The sequence below is a fragment of the Alkalibacterium sp. 20 genome, from assembly GCF_001885615.1.
Lineage (GTDB): Bacteria > Bacillota > Bacilli > Lactobacillales > Carnobacteriaceae_A > Alkalibacterium.
Genome location: NZ_LSRN01000043.1, coordinates 1 through 20,044 on the forward strand (window position 1 = coordinate 1; position 20,044 = coordinate 20,044).

Here is a 20,044-nt window from a genome sequence, read left to right on the forward strand (position 1 = left end):
AATCGCTTTTTTCAATGAAATATCTCTATTTAATAGTTGTGGAGAAAGAACCTTACGCACTTGTTCGATATCCATATTATATTGTTCAGCTAAATCAGAAGTTTCTTTTTCCATATCTTCTTCAGTAGCTTCAAGGTTTTCTTTTTCAACAATTGCTTCTAATACTAAGTTAGTGCGAACATTAAATTCTGCTTCACCTTCAAATTGTTTGTGCAAGTCAGCTTCAGTTGACCCAGTCATTTGATAGTACATTTCTGCTGAAATACCTTGTTGTTTCAAGTTGTTTAAGAACATTTCCATTTGACGATGCACTTCTTCATGTGCCATTTCTTTTGGAATTTCTTCGATGTTTGCATTTTCTACAGCTTTTCTGATTGCTTCATCATCACGAGAGTCGTTAGCTGCCGTTTCTTTATTCTCTTCTAATTCTTTACGCGCTTTTTCTTTTAATTCATCAAATGTTTCAACGTCTTCATCCAAGTCTTTAGCAAAATCATCATCTAATTTTGGTAATTCTTTAGCTTTGACTTCATGAACTTTAACTTTAAATGTTACTTTTTGACCAGCTAAGTCTTCAGAATGATAATCTTCTGGGAAAGTCAAGTCAACTTCTTTTTCATCGTCGACTTTAACACCGATCAATTTTTCTTCAAATCCAGGGATGAACGAATTTGAGCCTAGTTCCAGTGAGTGATTTTCGCCTTTGCCACCTTCAAATGCTTCGCCGTCTTTAAATCCTTCATAATCGATAACAACAGTATCGCCTTCTTCTGCAGCATCTTCTTTGATTGCTAATTCTGCTAAGCTTTGACGACGTTTTTCTAAACTTTCTGCAACTTCTTCTTCAGATACTTCTCGGTCTTGTTTTACAACATCTAAATCTTTATATTGACCTAATTCAACATCAGGTTTTAATGTTAATTCAGCAGTTAATTCCCAATCCTGGTCTTTACCGACTGATTTGATATCAACGTCTGGTTGAGCAACAGGTTCTATGTCAATTTCTTCAATAGCTTGTGAGTAAGCTGCTGGTAATAAATCGTTTAATGTATCTTCATACAAAGCTGATTCACCATACATTTGGTTGAAAATTCGACGAGGTACTCGTCCTTTACGGAATCCAGGCACATTTAATGTTTTTTGAACCTTTTTAAATGTTTTATCTAACCCTTTTGCCACTGTTTCTTGCTCGATAGTAAATTCTAAGCGACCAGTAGTTGGCCCAGTTTTCTCAAATTTTGTTTCCATTACTATTAACCTCCGACATTAATTGTATTTTAACGTTATAAAATGATTGCACTAGTTTCACTTATCTTCTAGCAACAATCAATTTATTACACTTATTATTTGAACATACTAATATATCATACAATAGTTAACTTGATTTGTAAACATTCGTTACTCAAATCTAAGCAATTCACTGTGTATTTTTTTTATCCACCTACTGATATTTTTTCTCTTTTTATCGTCTATTTTTTCCTCAGTTAAAAAATCTGGTTCGATAGCCTGAATCACACTATTCACCCACTCTTCAACGCCGTCTCTTTTTATGACTTTTTCTTCAAACGGATAAAGCATTAAAAATAGTGTGTCGATTTCATTCTTTACTATTTGATACAAAGAAGGATTTTGCATTAATTTATCATTCATGACGTTCATCAGTTCTTTCACCGTCGGATTATCTTCAATAGAAGTAGTATCTCCAGGATTTATTTCTTCTGTTTCTTCAAACCAGAGATAGTTATATTGTCTGTCTATTCCTCTTTCAGCCAGCAGTGAGAATAAAGTCGCCCTAACTAATGGATGAACATATGGATTAACAAAAACGTGTGGTGCAACTTTTTCCAATTTATCATTGGGTAATGTATAAATATCCTCAATTTTAGAAAATTGCTCCAAAGTATTTAATGATGCCAGGGAATAAAGTTCTTTAACTGTTTTTTCTTCAGCTTTTCTTTTATTCTCTTCTTGTTGTCTTTTTGATTGATCAAGTTTTTCTTCCAGCCTGCTCCAAGAGTCTTTGTGTTTTATAGCTGAACTAGAGAGTGAGTCTTTAATATATTTTTCAGCTTGAAGAATTTGATTATTCTCTATCAAGACTTCAACATATATGAGTAGTCTCTTTTCATCAGACTCGTAAAAATAGTTTTTTTCATTGGCCAGCTCGAGCGCTTCTTGATAATGACCCATCTGCAATAAGGATGAAACAAGAAGAATATTGAGACTTTCTGCATCTTTAATAGCATATGCTTTCTTCATTTGTATAACAGCTTTTTCTACATTTCCTTCTCTTAGACAACTCATCACTTGAGCCATGTACATATTGAAATTCTTTGGAAATTCGATTTGCTCTCCCATATCCCCTTCACCTCTTTAGTAGTTATCATACCAAATTTAAGGAGACATATACAAAAAAAGCAATAGGATAAACTCCCATTGCTTAAAATTCCCTGAATCTTTCGTATCTTTTTTCCAACAGAGTCTCTCTAGGTAGTGTGTTTAAACTATCCAGCTTATCGATGATATCTATTTTCATCTGTTTCATCAAATCTTCTTTATTGATCCACTGGTTTTCAATTTTTTCAGCAATTACCTTTTCAACGATGCCAAGTTCATTTAAATCGTAGGAGGTTAATTTCATCAAATCAGCAGCTTCTGCAGATCTCTTGGAATCTTTCCAGAGAATAGATGCGAATCCCTCAGGCGATAGAATAGAATAAATAGAATATTCCATCATCCAAACTTCGTCGGCCAATGCCAGTGCCAATGCTCCACCACTACCACCTTCACCTAAAATAATAGATAAAATAGGCACGTTCAAACGGCTCATTTCAAAAAGATTATTGGCTATTGCCTCTCCTTGTCCGCGTTCTTCAGCTTCTAAACCACAATAAGCACCCGAGGTATTGATAAAATTGATGATCGGACGATTGAATTTTTCAGCTTGTTTCATCAGTCGCAATGATTTTCGATAACCCTCAGGATGTGGAGAACCAAAATTCCGTCTCATATTTTCTTCGATGGATGATCCTTTTTGATTTCCGATAACCGTGACCGGTCTTCCGTTGATTTTACCAATGCCACCAATAATGGCTTCATCATCTTTATAGAGTCTATCTCCGTGTAATTCAATAAACCCCTCAACCAATTGCGTTGTAATATCTTTCATGCTTAATCGGTCTAATTTACGTGCTTGATTAACAATTTCCATCGCATTACTCATAAAGATTCACCTTCTTTTTCTACTCTATCAGCTTGATAAGAATGCATGTCTATGAGTTGCGAAATGATGGACCGCAGTTTTTCTCTCTCAACAATTTGATCGATAAATCCGTTATTCAGTACCGTCTCAGCGAGCTGAAAGTCATCCGGTAATGATGCTTTTATCGTTTGTTCTATCACTCTTTTGCCGGCAAATCCTACGAGCGCACCTGGTTCGGCTAGAATGATATCACCCTGCATAGCAAAACTGGCCGTCACTCCACCTGTAGTTGGATCCGTCAGTACGGTAAGATAAAACAACCCTTGATCAGAAAAACGTTTTATTGCTGCACTGGTTTTTGCCATCTGCATTAAAGAGAAAATCCCTTCCTGCATACGTGCCCCACCTGAAGCTGTAAAAAGAACAACGGGCAAATTTTTATCCAATGCTTTTTCAAACAAGCGTGTAATCTTTTCCCCTACCGCTTGGCCCATACTTCCCATTATAAAGTGAGAATCCATAATGCCAATAGCGGCTTGGTTACCTTGAATATAGGCTTCGCCAGTTAACACAGCTTCTCTTAGTCCTGTTTTTATTTGAATTCGAGAAATTTTTTGTTCGTAATCCGGAAAATCAAGCGGATTATGTGTTGTTACGTCTGCATCCCATTCTATAAATGTTTTAGGGTCTACAGTAATCGACAACCGCTCTTGCGCACTGATTCGAAAAGTATAATGACAATTAGGACATCGGCGTGCTTTACCTAAAGATTTAACATAAATGGGTTTCTGACAACTAGGACACTTTTCAAACATGCCATCTGGTACTTGCGGACCGCTCTCTCCCACAGTTTTTTGCAGGGTAATATAAGGTCTTTTTTTAAACAACCTCATCATTAGCCTCCTTATCTTTCAACCACTTAGGTATGATCACTTGTGACAGTGTATCGATTGTATACTCTCCTGTTTTAAAGTTAGCGTCCCTGAGCAAGTCGATATGAAAATCTAAATTGGTTTGAATCCCTTCAATCACCATTTCATTTAAGGCACGATCCATTTTGCTAATGGCTTCTTCTCTGCTGTTTCCATGGGTGATGACTTTAGCGACCATCGCATCGTAATAAGGTGGGATCGTTGCTCCGGCAAACATGGCTGTATCCACGCGCAAGCCCAGCCCTCCTGAAGGAACATTCAAGAAGTCTATATTCCCGGGAGAGGGGGCAAAATTAAACAAGGGATTTTCCGCATTGATACGACATTCAATAGCATGTCCAGTCAGAATCACGTCATCTTGAGTGATTGAAAGACGCTCGCCAAAAGCAATCTTGATTTGTTCTTTAACGATGTCTATTGATGTAATCATCTCAGTTATTGGATGTTCGACTTGGATACGGGTATTCATTTCCATGAAATAAAATCTTTCATCTGCATCCACTAAAAATTCAATGGTTCCAGCATTCTCATATCCTACCATTTTAGCGGCTTCTACCGCACTTTCACAAATGCGTTTTCTTGTTTTTTCAGACAACGTTGGACTTGGCGCTTCCTCAAGAATCTTCTGGTGATTTCTCTGAAGAGAACAATCACGTTCTCCCAAATGAATCACATTACCATAATGGTCAGCTAAAATTTGTACTTCGATGTGTTTAGCAGGTGTAATGATTCGTTCTACATACATTCTATCGTCACCAAAAGCAGCTTTAGATTCGGATTGAGCCTGCAGGAACTTCGCTTCCAGCTCCTCTGCATTGAAAACCATCCGCATACCTTTACCGCCACCACCTGCTACCGCTTTAATAATTACAGGCATACCGATTTCGTCGACCATTGCTTCAACCTCTGAAAATGCAGTGATCGAATGATCACTTCCCGGGACAACTGGCACATTAGCTTTTTTCATCATCGTGCGCGCATTTGATTTATTACCCATCTGATCAATAATATCTTTATTAGGACCGATAAACGAAACATTTACTTCTTCACACATCGCTGCGAAGGTGCTGTTTTCTGATAGAAAACCAAATCCCGGATGAATAGCCTCTGCACCGGTTAATACCGCTGCACTCAGAATGTTCTGTATATTCAAGTATGATTCATTCGCTTTAGAAGGCCCTATGCACACCGCTTCATCTGCCAGCTGCATATGAAGAGCATCCTTATCTGCAGTTGAGTATACAGCCACTGTTTTGATATTTAATTCCTGACACGCTCTGATGATCCGTACCGCAATTTCTCCTCGATTGGCTATAAGTATTTTTTGAAACATGCACATACCTTCCTTATACATTATTAAACGTTAAAGAGCTTACTTTCCAATGATAAATGTTAATTCTGCTTCACACACTTTTTTTCCATCGACGTAAGCAACGGCTTTTCCAATGCCGGCATAATCTTTAAGCTTAACAATATCTACTTTTAATACAAGGACGTCTCCTGGAACCACTTTTTTTCTAAACTTAACCTTGTTTATACCACCCAAGTAAGCCGTTTGTGATTTGAATCTGTCGAGTGTCAATAATGGGATAGATCCAGCTTGTGCCAGGCTTTCTACGATTAAAACTCCGGGCATTACAGGTTCTCCAGGAAAGTGACCTTGGAAAAATTCTTCGTTGATTGTTACATTTTTAATGGCCGTCACGTGTTCACCAGGAATCATTTCTGTTACTTTATCAATGTAATAAATGGGATAGCGATTCGGTATTAATTCCTGAATTTCTGCAATATTCATAGTCGTCATAGTAATCTCCTTTTAATTCACATTTATTTTTATTAAGGCCTGATCATATTCGATCGCCTGTCCATCTTCAATAAGTATTTCTTCAATTACACCGGAGACATCACTCTTGATTTCATTCATTACTTTCATCGCTTCAATAATGAGGATAGTTTGCCCGGCATCCACCGAATCTCCGACCTTAACAAAGTCTGGCGAATCTGGGGAGGAAGAACGATAACTCGTTCCTACGATCGGTGATTTTATATTGTGAAGTGTCTCATCAGCTGCATTGTCTTCTTCGGTGTTATTCAAAGTATTTTCATTTTTCTCTTTACTCTGCTTTTTAACTTCAGTATTATTTAATGTTTCATGTAGGGCATCATTCTGATTTTCTGTTGGTTTATCCTGAGTGATATTTACATGATCAGATTCGCGTTTACTTAATTTCAAAGAAACTGAATCATTTTCCATTTCAAAATACTTCAAACCGGACTGATCGATCAAATGAATCAGTTCTTTTATTTCGTTGTTATTCATTTAGTTTCACTCCATTTTTTGAAACACGTCACAGCATTATGTCCTCCGAAACCAAGCGAATTATTTAAAGCATAAATATTTTCTTGCTCGCGAGCTTCATTCAAAATATAATCCAAATCACATTTTTCATCTAATTCTTTTGTGTTGATTGTCGGTGGCATAATATTCTCTTCAAGAGATTTCACGGTTGCAATGGCTTCAATGGCTCCTGCACCACCAAGTAAATGACCGGTCATACTTTTTGTACTTGATACTGCGACGGTTTTAGAACTTTCTTCACCAAGCGCCATTTTGATAGCGTTCGTTTCGGCAGAATCATTAGCCGGTGTAGACGTGCCGTGTGCGTTGATATAACCTATATCTTTCGGTTCGATACCCGCTTCTTTCATTGCTAACTTCATCGCTTTCGCAGCGCCTTCGCCATCGGGTGTCGGAGCGGTCATATGGAAACTGTCACCGGTCGCTCCGTATCCTACTATTTCAGCATAGATGTGAGCCCCACGTTCCAAGGCAGAGGTTAAACTTTCAAGAATCAATATACCTGCGCCTTCTCCCATCACAAAACCGTGACGATTTTTATCGAAAGGAAGAGAAGCTGCATCCGGATCATCACTTGTTGACAAGGCATTAAGTGCAGCAAAACCAGACATACCGATTTCGTTCAAACTAGCTTCTGCCCCTCCTGCTAACATATAATCCGCATAACCGTGTTTGATTTGTCTAAACGCTTCGCCTATTGAATTATTACCAGAGGCACACGCCGTAACAATAGATAAGTTAGGTCCTTTGGCTCCTGTTGCAATCGAAATGTTTCCAGCTACCATATTTCCTATTGCTTTTGGCACGAAAAGTGGTTCCACTCTGTCTAACCCTTTTTCGTGCATTTTGATAATTTGAGTCTGCATCGTCTGTAAACCGCCGATACCGGAACCTACGATAACGCCTAAACGGTCAGCGTCAAAGGCAAACTCATCCAATCCGCTGTCTTTCATTGCTTCTAGAGCTGCAGCCACACCATACTGTGAGAAAGGATCCATTCTTTTAGCTAATTTCCTATCCATTAAGTCTCTAGCCTGAAAATCTTTCACTTCACCAGCAACACTTACATTGATTGCTTCACCATCAAATTTAGTCAATGGCACGATGCCATTCTTACCTGTTTTTAATCCTGTCCAAAACTCTTCAACCGAGTTCCCTAGAGGCGTAATAGCCCCTAACCCAGTAACGACAACTTTTTCCATTCATATCCTCCTAGAATTAACCGTTCATGACCATTCCACCATCAACATGTAAAACTTGACCGGTTATATATTTTTGGTCACTCAAAAAATTCACTAATTCAGCGACTTCTTCTGCTTTTCCTAATCGTTTGAGTGGTATAGATTGTAACGCTTGTTCTTTGACATCTTCAGTTAGATTGTTTGTCATATCTGATTCAATAAATCCAGGTGCAATAGCATTTGCCACAATCCCTCGTGGTGCTAGTTCTTTTGCAATTGATTTTGTAAAACCTATGACTCCAGCTTTACTCGCCGCATAATTAGCTTGTCCGACATTTCCTACTGTACCGACAACACTCGAAATGTTAATGATATGACCGGAACGCTGCTTGAGCATCACTTTTGCTACTTCTTTAGTTGTAAAGAAGGTCCCTTTCAAGTTAACGGTCAAAGTCGAATCGAAATCGTCTTCGGTCATTCGTATGAGTAGATTGTCTTTTGTTAATCCGGCGTTATTGATAAGTACATCTATTTTTTTAAACATTTTTTTAGTTTCTTTTATTAACTGTTTTGCAAATGCTTCATCGCTTATGTCACCAATGATAGGATACACTTCTCCACCTAAACTGTTGAAATAATCCATTAAATCAGATGACATTTCACTGCGACCATTGACTACGACTGTATGTCCCTGCTTTAAAAAAGAGGAAGCAATAGCTTTACCTATTCCTCTTGAACTTCCGGTGACAATAACAACTTTTTTACTGTCCATACTCGACTCCTTTAGGAATGCATAATTTTCGCTATAGTTTCTAATTGTTTAACATTTTCAACATTCTTGACCGTGACATTTCTATCTATATTTTTGACGAAAGAACGCAAGGTTTTGCCCGGTCCCACTTCAATAAATGTCGATACCCCATCAGAAATCATCTGTCTTATCATTTGTTCAAATTTGACTGGTGAAGAAATTTGACTCGTTAACAGTGATTTTATTGCTTCGGTATCCGGATAACTATTGGCAGTTACATTGGAATAAACAGGATACTCAAATGACTCAAATGATACTTCAGCAAGAGATTCAGCGAATGCCTGACCTGCCGGTTCAAGTAATTTAGTATGAAAAGGACCACTAACATTTAATTTAATGGCTTTCTTAGCTCCCTTATTTGACGCTTGAATCATCGCCATTTCAACACCGTCTGTTTTACCTGAAATAACCAACTGACCGGGAGTATTGTAATTTGCTATAGCAACATAACTCTCTTTTGATACTTCTTCGCATATCGAGGTTAAAGCTAGTGCGTCAAGTCCCAGGATCGCTGCCATAGCACCTTCACCATCGGGTACGGCTTTCTCCATTAAAGAACCACGCTGATGAACGAGAGGAACAGCGTCTTCGAACCTTAAAGAACCTGAAGATAATAAAGCTGTATATTCCCCCAGACTCAATCCGGCGACTGCATCGGGAGTCAAACCGATCGTTTTTTTCACAACTTGTTCTATGGCATAACTAACAGTCAGTATCGCGGGTTGCGTATAGGCCGTCTCGTTTAATCTTGGATCATCTTCAAAACAAATTTCAGCTAAGTCCACACCAAGTTGTTTGCTTGCTTTATAGAAAATTTGTTTGACTTCATCAAACTCATCGTAGAAGTCTTGACCCATAGCGTTATATTGTGCCCCTTGACCACTGAATAAAAAAGCTGTTTTCAAGCTATCTCTCCTATTCTTTAATGCATTTCAAAATAATTAGTCAAAGAAAAATGGTTTGAATATCAAAGTATATAATTAAAAAAGTTTCGGATGTTTAACTAACTCATCGTATTCTCCCATAAGTTCCTGGATGATATCATGGCAACTTTGTTCTTTTGTTACTAATCCGGCAATTTGACCAGACATGAAGGAACCGCTATCTTTGTCTCCCTCTACTACTGCTTTTCTCAAAGAACCTTTAGCTAGTGCCTCTAAGCGTGTAAAATCAGGATTTTCATCACTCGAAATTTCTTTTTCTACTTTTAGGTATTCCTTAGTCAGTTTGTTTCTGAGTACTCTGACCGGATGTCCGGTAACCATTCCCGTAACAACGGTATCAATATCACGTGCTTTAATAATGCGTTGTTTAAAGGTCTCGTGAGCAATACTTTCATGCGCCACTACAAATCGTGTGCCTAACTGTACTGCTGCTGCTCCAAGCATAAATGCTGCAGCCATTCCGCGTCCGTCACCAATACCGCCAGCTGCAATTACTGGAATACTTACAGCATCGACCACTTGTGGGACCAACGTCATCGTTGTTAATTTCCCGATATGACCGCCAGCTTCCATTCCTTCACAAATGATGGCATCTGCCCCTTCGTTTTCCATGCGTCGTGCTAATGCCACAGACGCAACGACAGGTATGACAGTAATCCCAGCTTCTTTAAATCTTTTCATGTATTTCCCTGGGGTGCCTGCTCCAGTTGTGATGACTTTAATATTTTCTTCGCAAACCACATCAACGACATCATCCACGTATGGAGATAAGAGCAATACATTTACACCAAAGGGTTTGTCCGTTAATTTTTTGGTCTCTTTAATTGATTTCCTTACCACTTCTGCAGGCTCATGACCGGAACCCAGCATACCTAAACCACCAGCATTTGAAACTGCTGCTGCAAGACTCGGTGAAGCTACCCAAGACATGGCTCCTTGTATAATTGGATAATCAATACCTATTTTTTCTATTAATGATTGTTTCATCTAGGAGCTCCTTCTTACTTATTTTGATTCTACTTGTTTTTCAACATAATCGACGAGATCTTTAACGGTATTTAAACCTTCTTCAGATTCAATTTTAATATCAAATTCGTCTTCGATATCGTTGATGATTTGGAATAAATCTAAACTATCTGCTTCTAATTCATCTCTGAAGTTAGTGTTTAATTGTACTTCGTTTTCTTCTTTGTCTAATTGATCCACGATAATGTCCTGTACTTGTTTGAATGTTGTCATTTTAATTTCCTCCATATAAGTTGTTTTTTTATTTTTATTACATTTTTATTAGTAACGTTCCCCAGGTTAATCCCCCGCCGAACGCGCTTAATACTATTTTTTGTCCACTGCCCAGTCTAATCGTATTATTTTCAACCAATTCGTCTAATAATATCGGCAAACTAGCAGCAGAGGTATTTCCGTAATCTTGAATATTTATTGGAAATTTAGACAGCGGACTGCCCAATTTCTTGGAAACTATTTCTATTATTCTTGCATTTGCTTGATGCAAAAGCACATAATCAACATTTTCAAGCTCGGTATGGCTATTTTCCAATACCAGATTGATACTTTTGGGTATGGTCTTGGTAACAAAATTAAAAATAGCCCGACCATCCATTGTTAGATAGCCGCTTTTTTCTTGTGAAACACAGAGTGGGTTCTTAACCTCTTGTTCCCCAGAAACTAATGCATCACCTTTTTCGCCGTCTGTATGTAGATCCTCAGCAATAAATGCTTCCGCAGACTCTTCTTTTTGTAACAGCACTGCTCCAGCTCCATCACCAAATAGTACTGATGTTTTTCTATCATTCCAATCCAGTGTCTTTGACATAACTTCTCCGCCTATAACTAGGGCATAAGGAAATGTCATATGTCGAAGCATTTTTTCTGCCACTGACAAACCATAGATAAAGCCTGAGCACGCTGCACTCAGATCAAAAGCAACAGCATTGTTAGCTTTCAGAGCTGCTTGAACTTTACTTGCAACAGAAGGCGATTGACTATCAGGTGTCATGGTTGCAACGATAATTAAGCCTATTTGACTAGAGTCGATCTCGCTTTTATCAAGAGCTTTTTTACTCGCTTCTATACATAAGTCGCTTGTATCCTGACCTGTCGATAGGTGTCTTTTTTTTATACCAGTTCTTTTATTGATCCATTCATCAGATGTATCCATCCACTGAGCAAGTGTTTCATTGTACACACTATTCTCAGGAACGTATCTGCCTGTTGAACGAATTGTTACTCCAAAGGTTTTCATTAGTCTGGCAACTGCTCCTTTGTTCGCTTCAAGAATCCATGAAGATTTTTTAAACCATGCATGAGTACTTCTGATTCTTTATCATCCATCTCATTAATTGTTTCATTCACCATATCACGATGGAATTTATCGTGAAGTCGGTAAAGTAATCGCCCTTTTTTTGTCAGAGCTAAGGTTACTACCCGACGGTCGATCTCGCTTCTCACACGGTTGACATAGCCTTTTCTCACCAAATTATTTACAGAAACGGTTAAGGTCCCTACGGTAATCCCCAGTTTCCTCGCTACTTCACTTGTCGTGTGTTCCACGTACATACCTATGGCATCTATCGTATGCATCTCTTTAATTGAAACATCTTTAAATTGGCTTGTTTGTAAAGTTCGCTCTTCAATCATCAATACATCATTGAAAATCGAAACCAAATAACTGTTGACTTCATTTATTCGTTGGGCCACATCAACTCCTCCTAATCCATCATTTCAAATATTGTTTGAACATCAAACTATTTGACTTTCAAACAATAACTTAGATTACTAATTCTGTCAAGAAAAAAATGCAAAAAAAAGATAAGCCATCAATTTGACGGCTTATCTAAATACTACTATTCTTCTTTTAAATCTTCAGTTTCTTCAATGATTTGATTCTTAAATCCTTCAATATCTTTAAAGTTAACAACCGTTTTTTCTTCAACCAGATCATGCATTCTTTCGGCTGAATTCGTCCAATTTATTTTAACTATTGCACTATTAGTAAGGAGCTTTTCGATAATACCTTCCATCGCTTCATCTCTGAAAGAAAAAACAATTTCATCTCCTACATCCGGTCTTAAATCTTCTTTTATGGTCTCTATTATTTCAACGGCTTCTTTGTAAGGTAAATTCAGTAGATTAGCAATACGGGAATTGCTGGCGCCTTTTCGAAGCTCTGTTTCCACTAGTTCTTGAACTTCAGCGGTTATTACAACTTTTGCCACTTTCATCCCTCAATTCTTTCATAAAGTTTTTAAGCTCCTTTAATCATTATACCATAAAAAAAAGTGTTTATCGACTAAACACTTTAAGCACATTATTTAACTTAGCTAACTCTCTGTATAGGAACGATTTTACTCCAACAATCCAGCCGCTTTATAACCCACTTTTTTCAAAGTTGACTGAAGCGCTAAAATTTCTTTTTTTGAACAGGCTTCAAAGAGTTCTGCAATTTTTTCAGCATGTCTTGGAAAAATTTCTTTCATCAGTTTTTCTCCTACATCGGATAATTCACAAAATGTCACACGTCTGTCATTTTCATCTGCGATGCGGTTGACAAATCCTTTCTCTTCTAAGCGATCAACCACGTAAGTGATGCTGCTTGAAGCAAGCAAAACTTGTTGCCCAATTTTTTGAATAGGCTGTTTACCTTTACTATATAACAGTTCTAAAACGGTAAATTCTGTCGCATTCAATCCGTAAGAAGACATATCTTTTTTCACGACTTTTTCAACACTTGAAGACGCTTTTAACAGGATGGTTAATGCTTTCAACTCATCTCGATTGTTATTCATTTATACTCACCTTTACTATTTACTATATTTTTTATTTTTATGTATCGTAACCTATAGAGTGCCATTTTTATATTTTAACACAAATAAAAAGTGAGGAAAATATCAGATTTAATTTTCCTCACTTTTATGTAAATATTTAAATAGTTTAACGTAATAAAATAGGGCAAGTAATTGATAGGCGCTGGCGAGTATGACTAAGAAAAAGACCGTCACATTGGACAGATTCGGGAAAAAGACCGCTATAAACATAGTAAGGTAGAAAACAAGCGTTGCAATCTTCCCGTACCATTTTGAGCCATCTAAAGTTATTTTTTTTCGGTATAATCGTATATTTTCAACAAACATGTACCCTTCTTTGATAATAAAGAGGAGTAATAGAAAGCTAAATACTGGCCACCTCAACATAAGTACACTAACTACAGCTATCTGAGTCAGTTTGTCTGCTACCGGATCAAGTAATTGACCTATTTTAGTCCCTTGATCAAACCGTCTGGCTATGAACCCATCTGCAGCATCTGTTATTCCGGATAAAACGAGGATGCCCGTTGCAAGCCTAAAATCCTCTTTCGTTACAGCTGTGACGTAAAAGTATACGAAAACAGGAATGAGGATAAGCCTGAAGTAAGATAGAATATTTGGTATCGTAAACCAGTCTCTCTTATCCATATCATCATTCCTTTCACATAATAATTCAAGGTAAAAAATCTGCGTAAATATATTAATGGCGTAATACGATCTGAAAAACACTCACTCTTCATGATTTCATACTTAATTATTAGTAGTTACTGATGTACTAAAAGAGAATCCTTGTATAAACTGATTCTTTTATTTATTTCTTATTTTATTAGTATATCATAACTCTTCGAAGTCACACTACAAGATACACACAAAACATTATTCATATAATCAGGTTTTTATAATTGAATTTCCAAAAAAGTCGTTCAACTTCAAATCTGAGCTTTTAATATTGTGATTCATAACATTTACCTAACTACTTCATATATTTATCTATTATTTCTAGTTTGCCTTATTGTTCTATTCCTGACTGCTATTAATCAATTTATGTCCGTGCTTCTTAACTACAGGATATAATATTTTAGTCACTTCAGCGATTCGAAGTGACTCATTACTTTTTTTACGCTCATTTTTTAATATTTTCAACTCATTTAATTGTTTTTCCGTCACCATGTCCTCGCCTCCGTTCTGTTAATAAATCTAACATTATTATATTATACAGTATAAATGAAAGCGTTTCGATTGTTAATGAATAAAATCTGTTTTTATATACTTTATCGTCTACTAATTTCTTTGTTTTTCACTTGAAGATATACTGGCACTCTTTTATGGAGGCATTGATAGAAACATATACCGAAATCAGTAAAAAAGTAATCAAAAACACAAAAAACCTATAATCACATGGATTATAGGTTCATATACCGAGAGTGAGGGATTCGAACCCTCGCACAGCCATAAGCCGCCTAACGGATTTCGAGTCCGTCCCCTTCAGCCGGGCTTGGGTAACTCTCGTAGTTACATTTACTAGTATATCTAATTTATTGATTAATATCAATCCAAAATAAAAGAGACAGGTGAGTAAATTATATGCACTACTCACCTGTCTCTATCAAATTATTTGTTTTGAGGGTTCGGATTGTCAGGGTTAAAATTGTCTTCATGATTTGTTGCATCACTTTCCGGGCCTTTTAAATCTACACCAAACCTAGGAGCATACATGTTATTAGGCTTAGAATCATCATCCTGTTTATTAGTTGTAGGCTTTAACGCTTCTAAGAAAGGCACTTTATCGTCTTCCATTAGAACGTAACCACCTCTGTAAATCATTCCATCATAAAGACGTTGATTATTTCCTTCCAATCGATGATCTCTCATTGTTGATTGATTATCATCGTTTTGTTCGTCTGCATTTACTGTATCGATCTTTACTGAAACCATTGATTCTATATCTGATTGTCGCTCTTCTGCACAGACGATTACTAATTCCTCTAGCTTGTATACACCACTCTGTAGCAATTTTTCCATTTCTACAGCCATTTCAATAACATCTTGATGAGCAACGATAAACTTCAAAAGTAAATCCTCCTATATTCTTCTTCTGATATATATTTCCTTTAGCGTATTCTAAATCTAGAATATCTAAAGCCGATTTTTTATTCGTGTGGTAGCCATTATTACCTTCTGAGACTTTTCTAAATAGTAAATACAAGAAAATGATGATGAGTATGATCTAAAATAATCCTCCGAACATCATGGAAATGAATGCTCCTCCAAATAAGCCATACATATTATGATACATCGTATAATCCTCCTTAAATCTTTTACACTGCTTATCATAATCAATGAATATGTAGATTTTATGGAGCGAGGACGTCTGTTAACTTTAACTGGGGAAAGTCAGACAATATTATAAAGCCTTAGCATTCAAAGCTTACATTCCAATCTTCTAAATATAATGAGACACTTTAGTGATAGTATCACTAAAGTGTCTCATCTCACCAATATAAACGCTTATGCTTTTTTAAGTTGTGTCTGTATAATTGTGTAAAATAAAAAAGGTCATATCAACCTTGGTACAATGTAGTTACCAACACACATTGAGAAAGGAAAAGTGATATGAATAGTAAATTAAAGTCTTTAGCAGTCTTGGTTATGAATGCGTATATGGAAACAGATAGAGATGAATATATCAATGCTCAGAAGTATGAACGAAGTTTAAGCCATGAAGTTTATCGCAATGGGTACTATTCTCGTCACTACATTGTATCGGTGGGCAGTTTATAGTTAAACGTCACTCGGACTCGTTCTGGGGAATTTTCGACGAAATCATTTGAACGGTATCAACGAATGGAACAAGTGCTTGTTTTAAGTATGATAGAAGCTGTGATTAATGGTGTTTCTACCCGGAAAGTGACTAAGATTGTCGAAAAATTGTGTGGTGAAAAAATATCAAAATCATTTGTGTCCTCAATTTTGAAACGGATAGATCCTGAAATTGAAGCCTTTGAGGCTTTTGTAGAAATCAACCCGAAATATGAAAAAGGATTAGAAAAACTGGATAATGGATTTATGGATAGCATTCAATATCTAAATGAACCTGAGGCTTACCACGTGTCTTTATGAACAACGAATACTCTCGAATGATTAAACCGTAAGGTTAGACGCTGCGAAAAAGTGGTATCGATATTTCCAAATGTCGCTTCAGCCGTGAGTCTAATAGGAGCAGCTCTGCTTGATATTCATGAAAAATGGTTAGATAGTCATGCCCTTTTTTAAGAGAACAGAATAGTGCGATTGATGAAATGAACAAATAATTAAAAAGAAAGGCCTCGCTAAAGTAGAAATCGGGTTTTGATTCCTACTTTAGCGAGTCCTATAGCAGGCTCTGCCTGCCAGCACGTTCAATTGAATAAGAAAGTAATTACTGTACAATTTTACACACAATAATGGACTTGACCCTTTTTTAACCCAAAGAGACATCCAAGAACATCATGACTGCAAAACCAAGCATGGCTCCAATCGTTCCGATATCGTTCCATCGTTCAACTTTCGCTTCTGGTATGAGTTCTTCGACGACAACATAAATCATCGCACCGGCAGCAAAAGACAGGGCATATGGCAATAAAGGCTGCATCATTAAGACTAAAGCCGCTCCTATAACCCCAGCAATCGGTTCAACAAGGCCTGAAGCCTGTCCATATGAGAAAGCTTTTAGTCGGCTCATTCCATTTTTTCTTAAAGGCACAGAAACTGCAGCCCCCTCCGGAAAGTTTTGCAGACCGATACCGATAGCTAAGGCAATCGCACTTGTTACTGTAGCCGTAGGATAACCAGCAGCTGCTGCTCCGAATGCCACTCCAACAGCTAACCCTTCAGGTATATTATGCAACGTAATAGCTAATACCAGTAAGACGCTTCGTTGCCAGTCAGTTTTAATTCCTTCACTTACTTCAGTTCCCGGATGTACGTGAGGAAGTACTTTATCTGTGATGAGAAGAAACAAACCACCAAATAAAAATCCGACGACTGCAGGAAACCATGCGGGTGTATTTGTCAGTTCTGTCATCTCGATGGCAGGCGCAAGCAATGACCAGAAACTTGCAGCGATCATAACCCCTGCCGCAAAGCCTAACATGCCAGTCAGTACATTTTTGTTGATTTCCTTAAAGAAGAATACAACAGCTGCACCTAATGCTGTGACGCCCCAAGTAAATAACGTGGCTAAAAAAGCCTGCATTACGGGGTGTTGCTCAATAAACCATTCCATTTCTCATTCTCCTCCTATTATATTTTTCTTTGTAATTATAGCTGAAAACGACTATAAACGAAATGATTCACAAGATGTATTTCTATTACTTATCAAACTTACGAATTTGTAGAATGTCAATAAATCACAAATCTATTCTATTATTAAATTTCTTTATTGACATCTAGTCTAAACATCTATATAATAAAATATGTTGGTTAAATAGTTCCGGTAGCTCAGTTGGATAGAGCATTCGCCTTCTAAGCGAACGGTCAGGGGTTCGAATCCCTTCCGGAACGTAATTAATACGGTTAATAAAAAAGAAGAAGCTCCTGTCTATTTTTAGACGGGAGCTTCTTCTTTTTATAACAATTAGTCGTTATGAAACACTTCTCCAGTTTTTGTATAAAAAACTTCTTCTTTTTCCGCTATTTTGTTCAAATAACGGGCTAACACAAAGAAATAGTCTGACAAACGGTTAACATATATCAGTATCTCTTTGGGTAAAGGTTCCACATCATGTAAAGACAGCATGGTTCTTTCTATGCGTCGCGTAACCGTACGAGCAACATGAGCTTGAGAGGCTTGTTTCGTTCCCCCGGGTAATATAAAATACTTTATTTCACTTAATTCCTGATTGATTTCATCAATTTCATGTTCGATTTTATTGATTTCAGAACTTTCAAAGTTCATTTCCATTTTATTATCTTTATCTGCGAGTATACTTCCTATGTCGAATAATTGATGTTGAATCCGACTCAGAGAATTTTTGATATAATTTCTGGACACAGCCCATTCCTCGTTGATCAAACTCAACAACAAGCCTACATGCGAATTAAGTTCATCAATGCCGCCATAGGCTTCTACCCGTTTATCAGTCTTTTTAATCGTTCCTCCGCCAATCAAATTGGTGTTTCCATAATCGCCTCTACCAGTATATATTTTCATTATCATCACTCCATAGCTTCATCATTTATATGTGTAGTATAATTCATTCGACCTGCTTATAGCAATTTTTAAACACAATAAAAGCATTACTCTTAAAAACAGAATAATGCTTTTATCGGTTTAACTTTAATAGAGTTTCAAATAATTATCTTTCTCCCACTGACTTACAGAAGCCTTATAGGAGTTCCATTCTACCGTTTTTGATTGATAGAAATTTCTGTAGATATGATTGCCTAAAGCCTCTTTCATTATCATACTACTCTTCAACACTTGTAACGCATCATGCAAGCTAGTAGGTAGCGATTTGATACCATTTTCATCTAAATCATTTTGATTCATATCGTAGATATTGTCGCATGTCTCACGAGGAGGCATCCATTCATTTTTGACTCCATCGAGACCAGCTTTTAACATCACCGCTAAAGCTAAATAAGGATTGGCCATCGGATCGACGGATCTTACTTCTAAACGAGTAGACAATCCTCTTGATGCTGGAATTCTAATCATTGGTGTTCGGTTGCTCCCTGACCAAGCTATATAAACAGGAGCTTCATAACCTGGCACCAGACGTTTGTAAGAATTCACTGTCGGATTGGTTATTGCTGTGTAAGCTGGAGCATGATGCAGTAGTCCCGCTAAAAATTGATAGGCTGTCTGGCTTAATTCTCTCTCATCTGTTTCATCGTAAAAAGCATTCTCTTCACCTTTAAATAAAGACATATTGCAATGCATGCCAGATCCGTTGATTCCAAATAGAGGTTTAGCCATAAATGTCGCATGTAGACCATATTTACGTGCAACTGTTTTAACGATTAATTTGAATGTTTGAATATTGTCACAGGCTTCAACTGCATCGGCATATTTCCAGTCGATTTCATGTTGTCCCGGTGCCACTTCATGATGACTGGCTTCTATTTCAAAACCTAAATCTTCAAGTTCTAATACAATATCTCGACGACAATTTTCAGCTAAATCAGTTGGAGCCAGGTCAAAATACCCACCATTGTCATTTAAATTTTCACTTACTTCATTGTTTTCATTAAGTTTAAACAAAAAGAATTCAGGTTCGGGACCTAAGTTAAATGAAGAAAAACCCATTTCTTTCGCTTCACTCATTACTCTTTTCAAATTGGTTCTAGGGTCACCTAAGAATGGAGAACCATCCGGATTAACAATATCACAAATCAAGCGTGCTACTGTGCCTCCTTTAAATGCTTCTATTTCCCATGGAAAAACTAACCATGTGCTTAAATCAGGTTTTAGATACATATCTGACTCATGAATACGCACGAAGCCTTCAATTGAAGAACCGTCAAACATCATTTTTCCTTCTAAAACTTTTCCAACTTGGCTGACAGGTACCTCTACATTTTTAACGATACCTAAAATGTCTGTGAACATTAACCGCAAAAAACGCACATTTTGTTTCTTGACATCTTCTACTATCTTTTCTTCAGTGATCTCACTCATTTTAACCTCTCCTCCCATATATACCAATATCCTTTTTATGCTTGTAAATCCTTATACAATAAGTACTTTAGAATAATACCACTATTATTTTCAGAGTGCAAGTAAAATGTCTAAAACTGATTTTATTCTTATT

At 37.0% G+C, this 20,044-nt stretch carries 23 protein-coding genes, 2 tRNA genes and 2 pseudogenes; 3 read left to right on the forward strand and 24 right to left on the reverse strand.

The window, feature by feature from the left end; all coding sequences use genetic code 11:
• From tig to AX762_RS07900, 21 genes are all read right to left on the reverse strand, one after another.
• Window positions 1–1,248 (reverse strand): trigger factor (tig, locus tag AX762_RS07810; protein WP_083432878.1); only part of this gene is annotated, 1,248 nt, incomplete at its 3' end.
• A 150-nt stretch (window positions 1,249–1,398) separates the two neighbouring features.
• Entirely contained in the window at window positions 1,399–2,358 is a 960-nt protein-coding gene (locus tag AX762_RS07815; protein WP_071848590.1) for a hypothetical protein, read from the reverse strand.
• The gene (locus AX762_RS13370) at window positions 2,304–2,465 is read right to left on the reverse strand and encodes an SPASM domain-containing protein (RefSeq protein WP_371261654.1); all 162 of its coding nucleotides are present in this window, start codon (window positions 2,463–2,465) and stop codon (window positions 2,304–2,306) included. The genes AX762_RS07815 and AX762_RS13370 overlap by 55 nt, the downstream gene beginning before the upstream one ends.
• Window positions 2,441–3,223: an acetyl-CoA carboxylase carboxyltransferase subunit alpha gene (locus AX762_RS07820; protein ID WP_071848591.1), complete on the reverse strand. Its 783-nt coding sequence runs from the start codon at window positions 3,221–3,223 to the stop codon at window positions 2,441–2,443. The genes AX762_RS13370 and AX762_RS07820 overlap by 25 nt, the downstream gene beginning before the upstream one ends.
• The gene (accD, locus tag AX762_RS07825) at window positions 3,220–4,095 is read right to left on the reverse strand and encodes an acetyl-CoA carboxylase, carboxyltransferase subunit beta (protein WP_071848592.1); all 876 of its coding nucleotides are present in this window, start codon (window positions 4,093–4,095) and stop codon (window positions 3,220–3,222) included. Before accD ends, AX762_RS07820 begins: the two co-directional genes overlap by 4 nt.
• Entirely contained in the window at window positions 4,082–5,467 is a 1,386-nt protein-coding gene (gene accC / locus AX762_RS07830; RefSeq protein ID WP_071848593.1) for an acetyl-CoA carboxylase biotin carboxylase subunit, read from the reverse strand. Before accC ends, accD begins: the two co-directional genes overlap by 14 nt.
• A 39-nt stretch (window positions 5,468–5,506) precedes the next feature.
• The gene (gene fabZ, locus AX762_RS07835; protein WP_177244070.1) at window positions 5,507–5,929 is read right to left on the reverse strand and encodes a 3-hydroxyacyl-ACP dehydratase FabZ; all 423 of its coding nucleotides are present in this window, start codon (window positions 5,927–5,929) and stop codon (window positions 5,507–5,509) included.
• 21 nt (window positions 5,930–5,950) lie between these two features.
• Window positions 5,951–6,454: an acetyl-CoA carboxylase biotin carboxyl carrier protein gene (gene accB, locus AX762_RS07840; RefSeq protein ID WP_071848595.1), complete on the reverse strand. Its 504-nt coding sequence runs from the start codon at window positions 6,452–6,454 to the stop codon at window positions 5,951–5,953.
• On the reverse strand, window positions 6,451–7,695 hold the full coding sequence (gene fabF / locus AX762_RS07845; protein WP_071848596.1) for a beta-ketoacyl-ACP synthase II: 1,245 nt from the start codon (window positions 7,693–7,695) through the stop codon (window positions 6,451–6,453). The genes accB and fabF overlap by 4 nt, the downstream gene beginning before the upstream one ends.
• A 16-nt stretch (window positions 7,696–7,711) precedes the next feature.
• The gene (gene fabG, locus AX762_RS07850) at window positions 7,712–8,446 is read right to left on the reverse strand and encodes a 3-oxoacyl-[acyl-carrier-protein] reductase (protein ID WP_071848597.1); all 735 of its coding nucleotides are present in this window, start codon (window positions 8,444–8,446) and stop codon (window positions 7,712–7,714) included.
• An 11-nt stretch (window positions 8,447–8,457) separates the two neighbouring features.
• Window positions 8,458–9,390 (reverse strand): ACP S-malonyltransferase, encoded by a 933-nt coding sequence (gene fabD, locus AX762_RS07855; RefSeq protein WP_071848598.1) that lies wholly within the window; start codon window positions 9,388–9,390, stop codon window positions 8,458–8,460.
• Window positions 9,391–9,465: 75 nt separating this feature from the next.
• Window positions 9,466–10,416, reverse strand: a complete 951-nt coding sequence (gene fabK / locus AX762_RS07860; RefSeq protein WP_071848599.1) for an enoyl-[acyl-carrier-protein] reductase FabK — start codon at window positions 10,414–10,416, stop codon at window positions 9,466–9,468.
• 18 nt (window positions 10,417–10,434) lie between these two features.
• Window positions 10,435–10,668, reverse strand: coding sequence for an acyl carrier protein (locus tag AX762_RS07865; protein WP_071848600.1), 234 nt, complete (start codon window positions 10,666–10,668; stop codon window positions 10,435–10,437).
• A 37-nt stretch (window positions 10,669–10,705) separates the two neighbouring features.
• Window positions 10,706–11,689 carry a beta-ketoacyl-ACP synthase III gene (locus AX762_RS07870; RefSeq protein ID WP_071848601.1) on the reverse strand — a complete coding sequence of 328 codons (984 nt, stop codon included), beginning with the start codon at window positions 11,687–11,689 and terminating at the stop codon, window positions 10,706–10,708.
• Window positions 11,689–12,144 (reverse strand): MarR family winged helix-turn-helix transcriptional regulator, encoded by a 456-nt coding sequence (locus tag AX762_RS07875; protein WP_071848602.1) that lies wholly within the window; start codon window positions 12,142–12,144, stop codon window positions 11,689–11,691. The genes AX762_RS07870 and AX762_RS07875 overlap by 1 nt, the downstream gene beginning before the upstream one ends.
• 146 nt (window positions 12,145–12,290) lie before the next feature.
• On the reverse strand, window positions 12,291–12,668 hold the full coding sequence (locus AX762_RS07880; RefSeq protein WP_071848603.1) for a DUF2187 family protein: 378 nt from the start codon (window positions 12,666–12,668) through the stop codon (window positions 12,291–12,293).
• 123 nt (window positions 12,669–12,791) lie between these two features.
• Window positions 12,792–13,232 (reverse strand): MarR family winged helix-turn-helix transcriptional regulator, encoded by a 441-nt coding sequence (locus AX762_RS07885; protein WP_071848604.1) that lies wholly within the window; start codon window positions 13,230–13,232, stop codon window positions 12,792–12,794.
• 108 nt (window positions 13,233–13,340) lie between these two features.
• Window positions 13,341–13,898, reverse strand: coding sequence for a CDP-alcohol phosphatidyltransferase family protein (locus tag AX762_RS07890; protein WP_071848605.1), 558 nt, complete (start codon window positions 13,896–13,898; stop codon window positions 13,341–13,343).
• Window positions 13,899–14,267: 369 nt separating this feature from the next.
• On the reverse strand, window positions 14,268–14,420 hold the full coding sequence (locus tag AX762_RS12800; RefSeq protein ID WP_177244069.1) for a hypothetical protein: 153 nt from the start codon (window positions 14,418–14,420) through the stop codon (window positions 14,268–14,270).
• A gap of 248 nt (window positions 14,421–14,668) precedes the next feature.
• Window positions 14,669–14,759 (reverse strand) — tRNA-Ser (locus AX762_RS07895).
• A 102-nt stretch (window positions 14,760–14,861) separates the two neighbouring features.
• Window positions 14,862–15,320 (reverse strand): hypothetical protein, encoded by a 459-nt coding sequence (locus AX762_RS07900; protein WP_071848606.1) that lies wholly within the window; start codon window positions 15,318–15,320, stop codon window positions 14,862–14,864.
• Between the two features lie 543 nt (window positions 15,321–15,863).
• Here AX762_RS07900 and AX762_RS12975 point away from each other — a divergent pair.
• Together AX762_RS12975 and AX762_RS13375 are read left to right on the forward strand one after the other, a co-directional pair.
• A pseudogene (locus tag AX762_RS12975) lies at window positions 15,864–16,370 on the forward strand (transposase).
• 33 nt (window positions 16,371–16,403) lie between these two features.
• Window positions 16,404–16,523, forward strand: a pseudogene (locus AX762_RS13375) (transposase); the annotation flags it as partial.
• 187 nt (window positions 16,524–16,710) lie between these two features.
• Here the strand turns inward: AX762_RS13375 and AX762_RS07920 are convergent.
• Window positions 16,711–17,514, reverse strand: a complete 804-nt coding sequence (locus AX762_RS07920) for a ZIP family metal transporter (protein WP_071848608.1) — start codon at window positions 17,512–17,514, stop codon at window positions 16,711–16,713.
• A gap of 204 nt (window positions 17,515–17,718) precedes the next feature.
• On the opposite strand from AX762_RS07920, the gene AX762_RS07925 reads away from it, so the two are divergent.
• Window positions 17,719–17,792, forward strand: a tRNA-Arg gene (locus tag AX762_RS07925).
• Window positions 17,793–17,865: 73 nt separating this feature from the next.
• Here AX762_RS07925 and AX762_RS07930 read toward each other — a convergent pair.
• Window positions 17,866–18,441 carry a cob(I)yrinic acid a,c-diamide adenosyltransferase gene (locus AX762_RS07930; RefSeq protein WP_083432879.1) on the reverse strand — a complete coding sequence of 192 codons (576 nt, stop codon included), beginning with the start codon at window positions 18,439–18,441 and terminating at the stop codon, window positions 17,866–17,868.
• Between the two features lie 126 nt (window positions 18,442–18,567).
• Window positions 18,568–19,911: a type I glutamate--ammonia ligase gene (glnA, locus tag AX762_RS07935; RefSeq protein WP_071848609.1), complete on the reverse strand. Its 1,344-nt coding sequence runs from the start codon at window positions 19,909–19,911 to the stop codon at window positions 18,568–18,570.
• Window positions 19,912–20,044: the final 133 nt, after the last annotated feature.

What these genes read in the sequence shown, in the direction of transcription:
- AX762_RS07815 (WP_071848590.1), bottom strand. Translation starts at nt 2,358, where the DNA reads ATGGGAGAGCAAATCGAATTTCCAAAGAATTTCAATATGTACATGGCT.
- AX762_RS07820 (WP_071848591.1), bottom strand. Translation starts at nt 3,223, where the DNA reads ATGAGTAATGCGATGGAAATTGTTAATCAAGCACGTAAATTAGACCGA.
- accD (WP_071848592.1), bottom strand. Translation starts at nt 4,095, where the DNA reads ATGAGGTTGTTTAAAAAAAGACCTTATATTACCCTGCAAAAAACTGTG.
- accC (WP_071848593.1), bottom strand. Translation starts at nt 5,467, where the DNA reads ATGTTTCAAAAAATACTTATAGCCAATCGAGGAGAAATTGCGGTACGG.
- fabZ (WP_177244070.1), bottom strand. Translation starts at nt 5,929, where the DNA reads ATGAATATTGCAGAAATTCAGGAATTAATACCGAATCGCTATCCCATT.
- accB (WP_071848595.1), bottom strand. Translation starts at nt 6,454, where the DNA reads ATGAATAACAACGAAATAAAAGAACTGATTCATTTGATCGATCAGTCC.
- fabF (WP_071848596.1), bottom strand. Translation starts at nt 7,695, where the DNA reads ATGGAAAAAGTTGTCGTTACTGGGTTAGGGGCTATTACGCCTCTAGGG.
- fabG (WP_071848597.1), bottom strand. Translation starts at nt 8,446, where the DNA reads ATGGACAGTAAAAAAGTTGTTATTGTCACCGGAAGTTCAAGAGGAATA.
- fabK (WP_071848599.1), bottom strand. Translation starts at nt 10,416, where the DNA reads ATGAAACAATCATTAATAGAAAAAATAGGTATTGATTATCCAATTATA.
- AX762_RS07865 (WP_071848600.1), bottom strand. Translation starts at nt 10,668, where the DNA reads ATGACAACATTCAAACAAGTACAGGACATTATCGTGGATCAATTAGAC.
- AX762_RS07870 (WP_071848601.1), bottom strand. Translation starts at nt 11,689, where the DNA reads ATGAAAACCTTTGGAGTAACAATTCGTTCAACAGGCAGATACGTTCCT.
- AX762_RS07880 (WP_071848603.1), bottom strand. Translation starts at nt 12,668, where the DNA reads ATGAAAGTGGCAAAAGTTGTAATAACCGCTGAAGTTCAAGAACTAGTG.
- AX762_RS07885 (WP_071848604.1), bottom strand. Translation starts at nt 13,232, where the DNA reads ATGAATAACAATCGAGATGAGTTGAAAGCATTAACCATCCTGTTAAAA.
- AX762_RS07890 (WP_071848605.1), bottom strand. Translation starts at nt 13,898, where the DNA reads ATGGATAAGAGAGACTGGTTTACGATACCAAATATTCTATCTTACTTC.
- AX762_RS12800 (WP_177244069.1), bottom strand. Translation starts at nt 14,420, where the DNA reads ATGGTGACGGAAAAACAATTAAATGAGTTGAAAATATTAAAAAATGAG.
- AX762_RS07920 (WP_071848608.1), bottom strand. Translation starts at nt 17,514, where the DNA reads ATGGAATGGTTTATTGAGCAACACCCCGTAATGCAGGCTTTTTTAGCC.
- AX762_RS07930 (WP_083432879.1), bottom strand. Translation starts at nt 18,441, where the DNA reads ATGAAAATATATACTGGTAGAGGCGATTATGGAAACACCAATTTGATT.
- glnA (WP_071848609.1), bottom strand. Translation starts at nt 19,911, where the DNA reads ATGAGTGAGATCACTGAAGAAAAGATAGTAGAAGATGTCAAGAAACAA.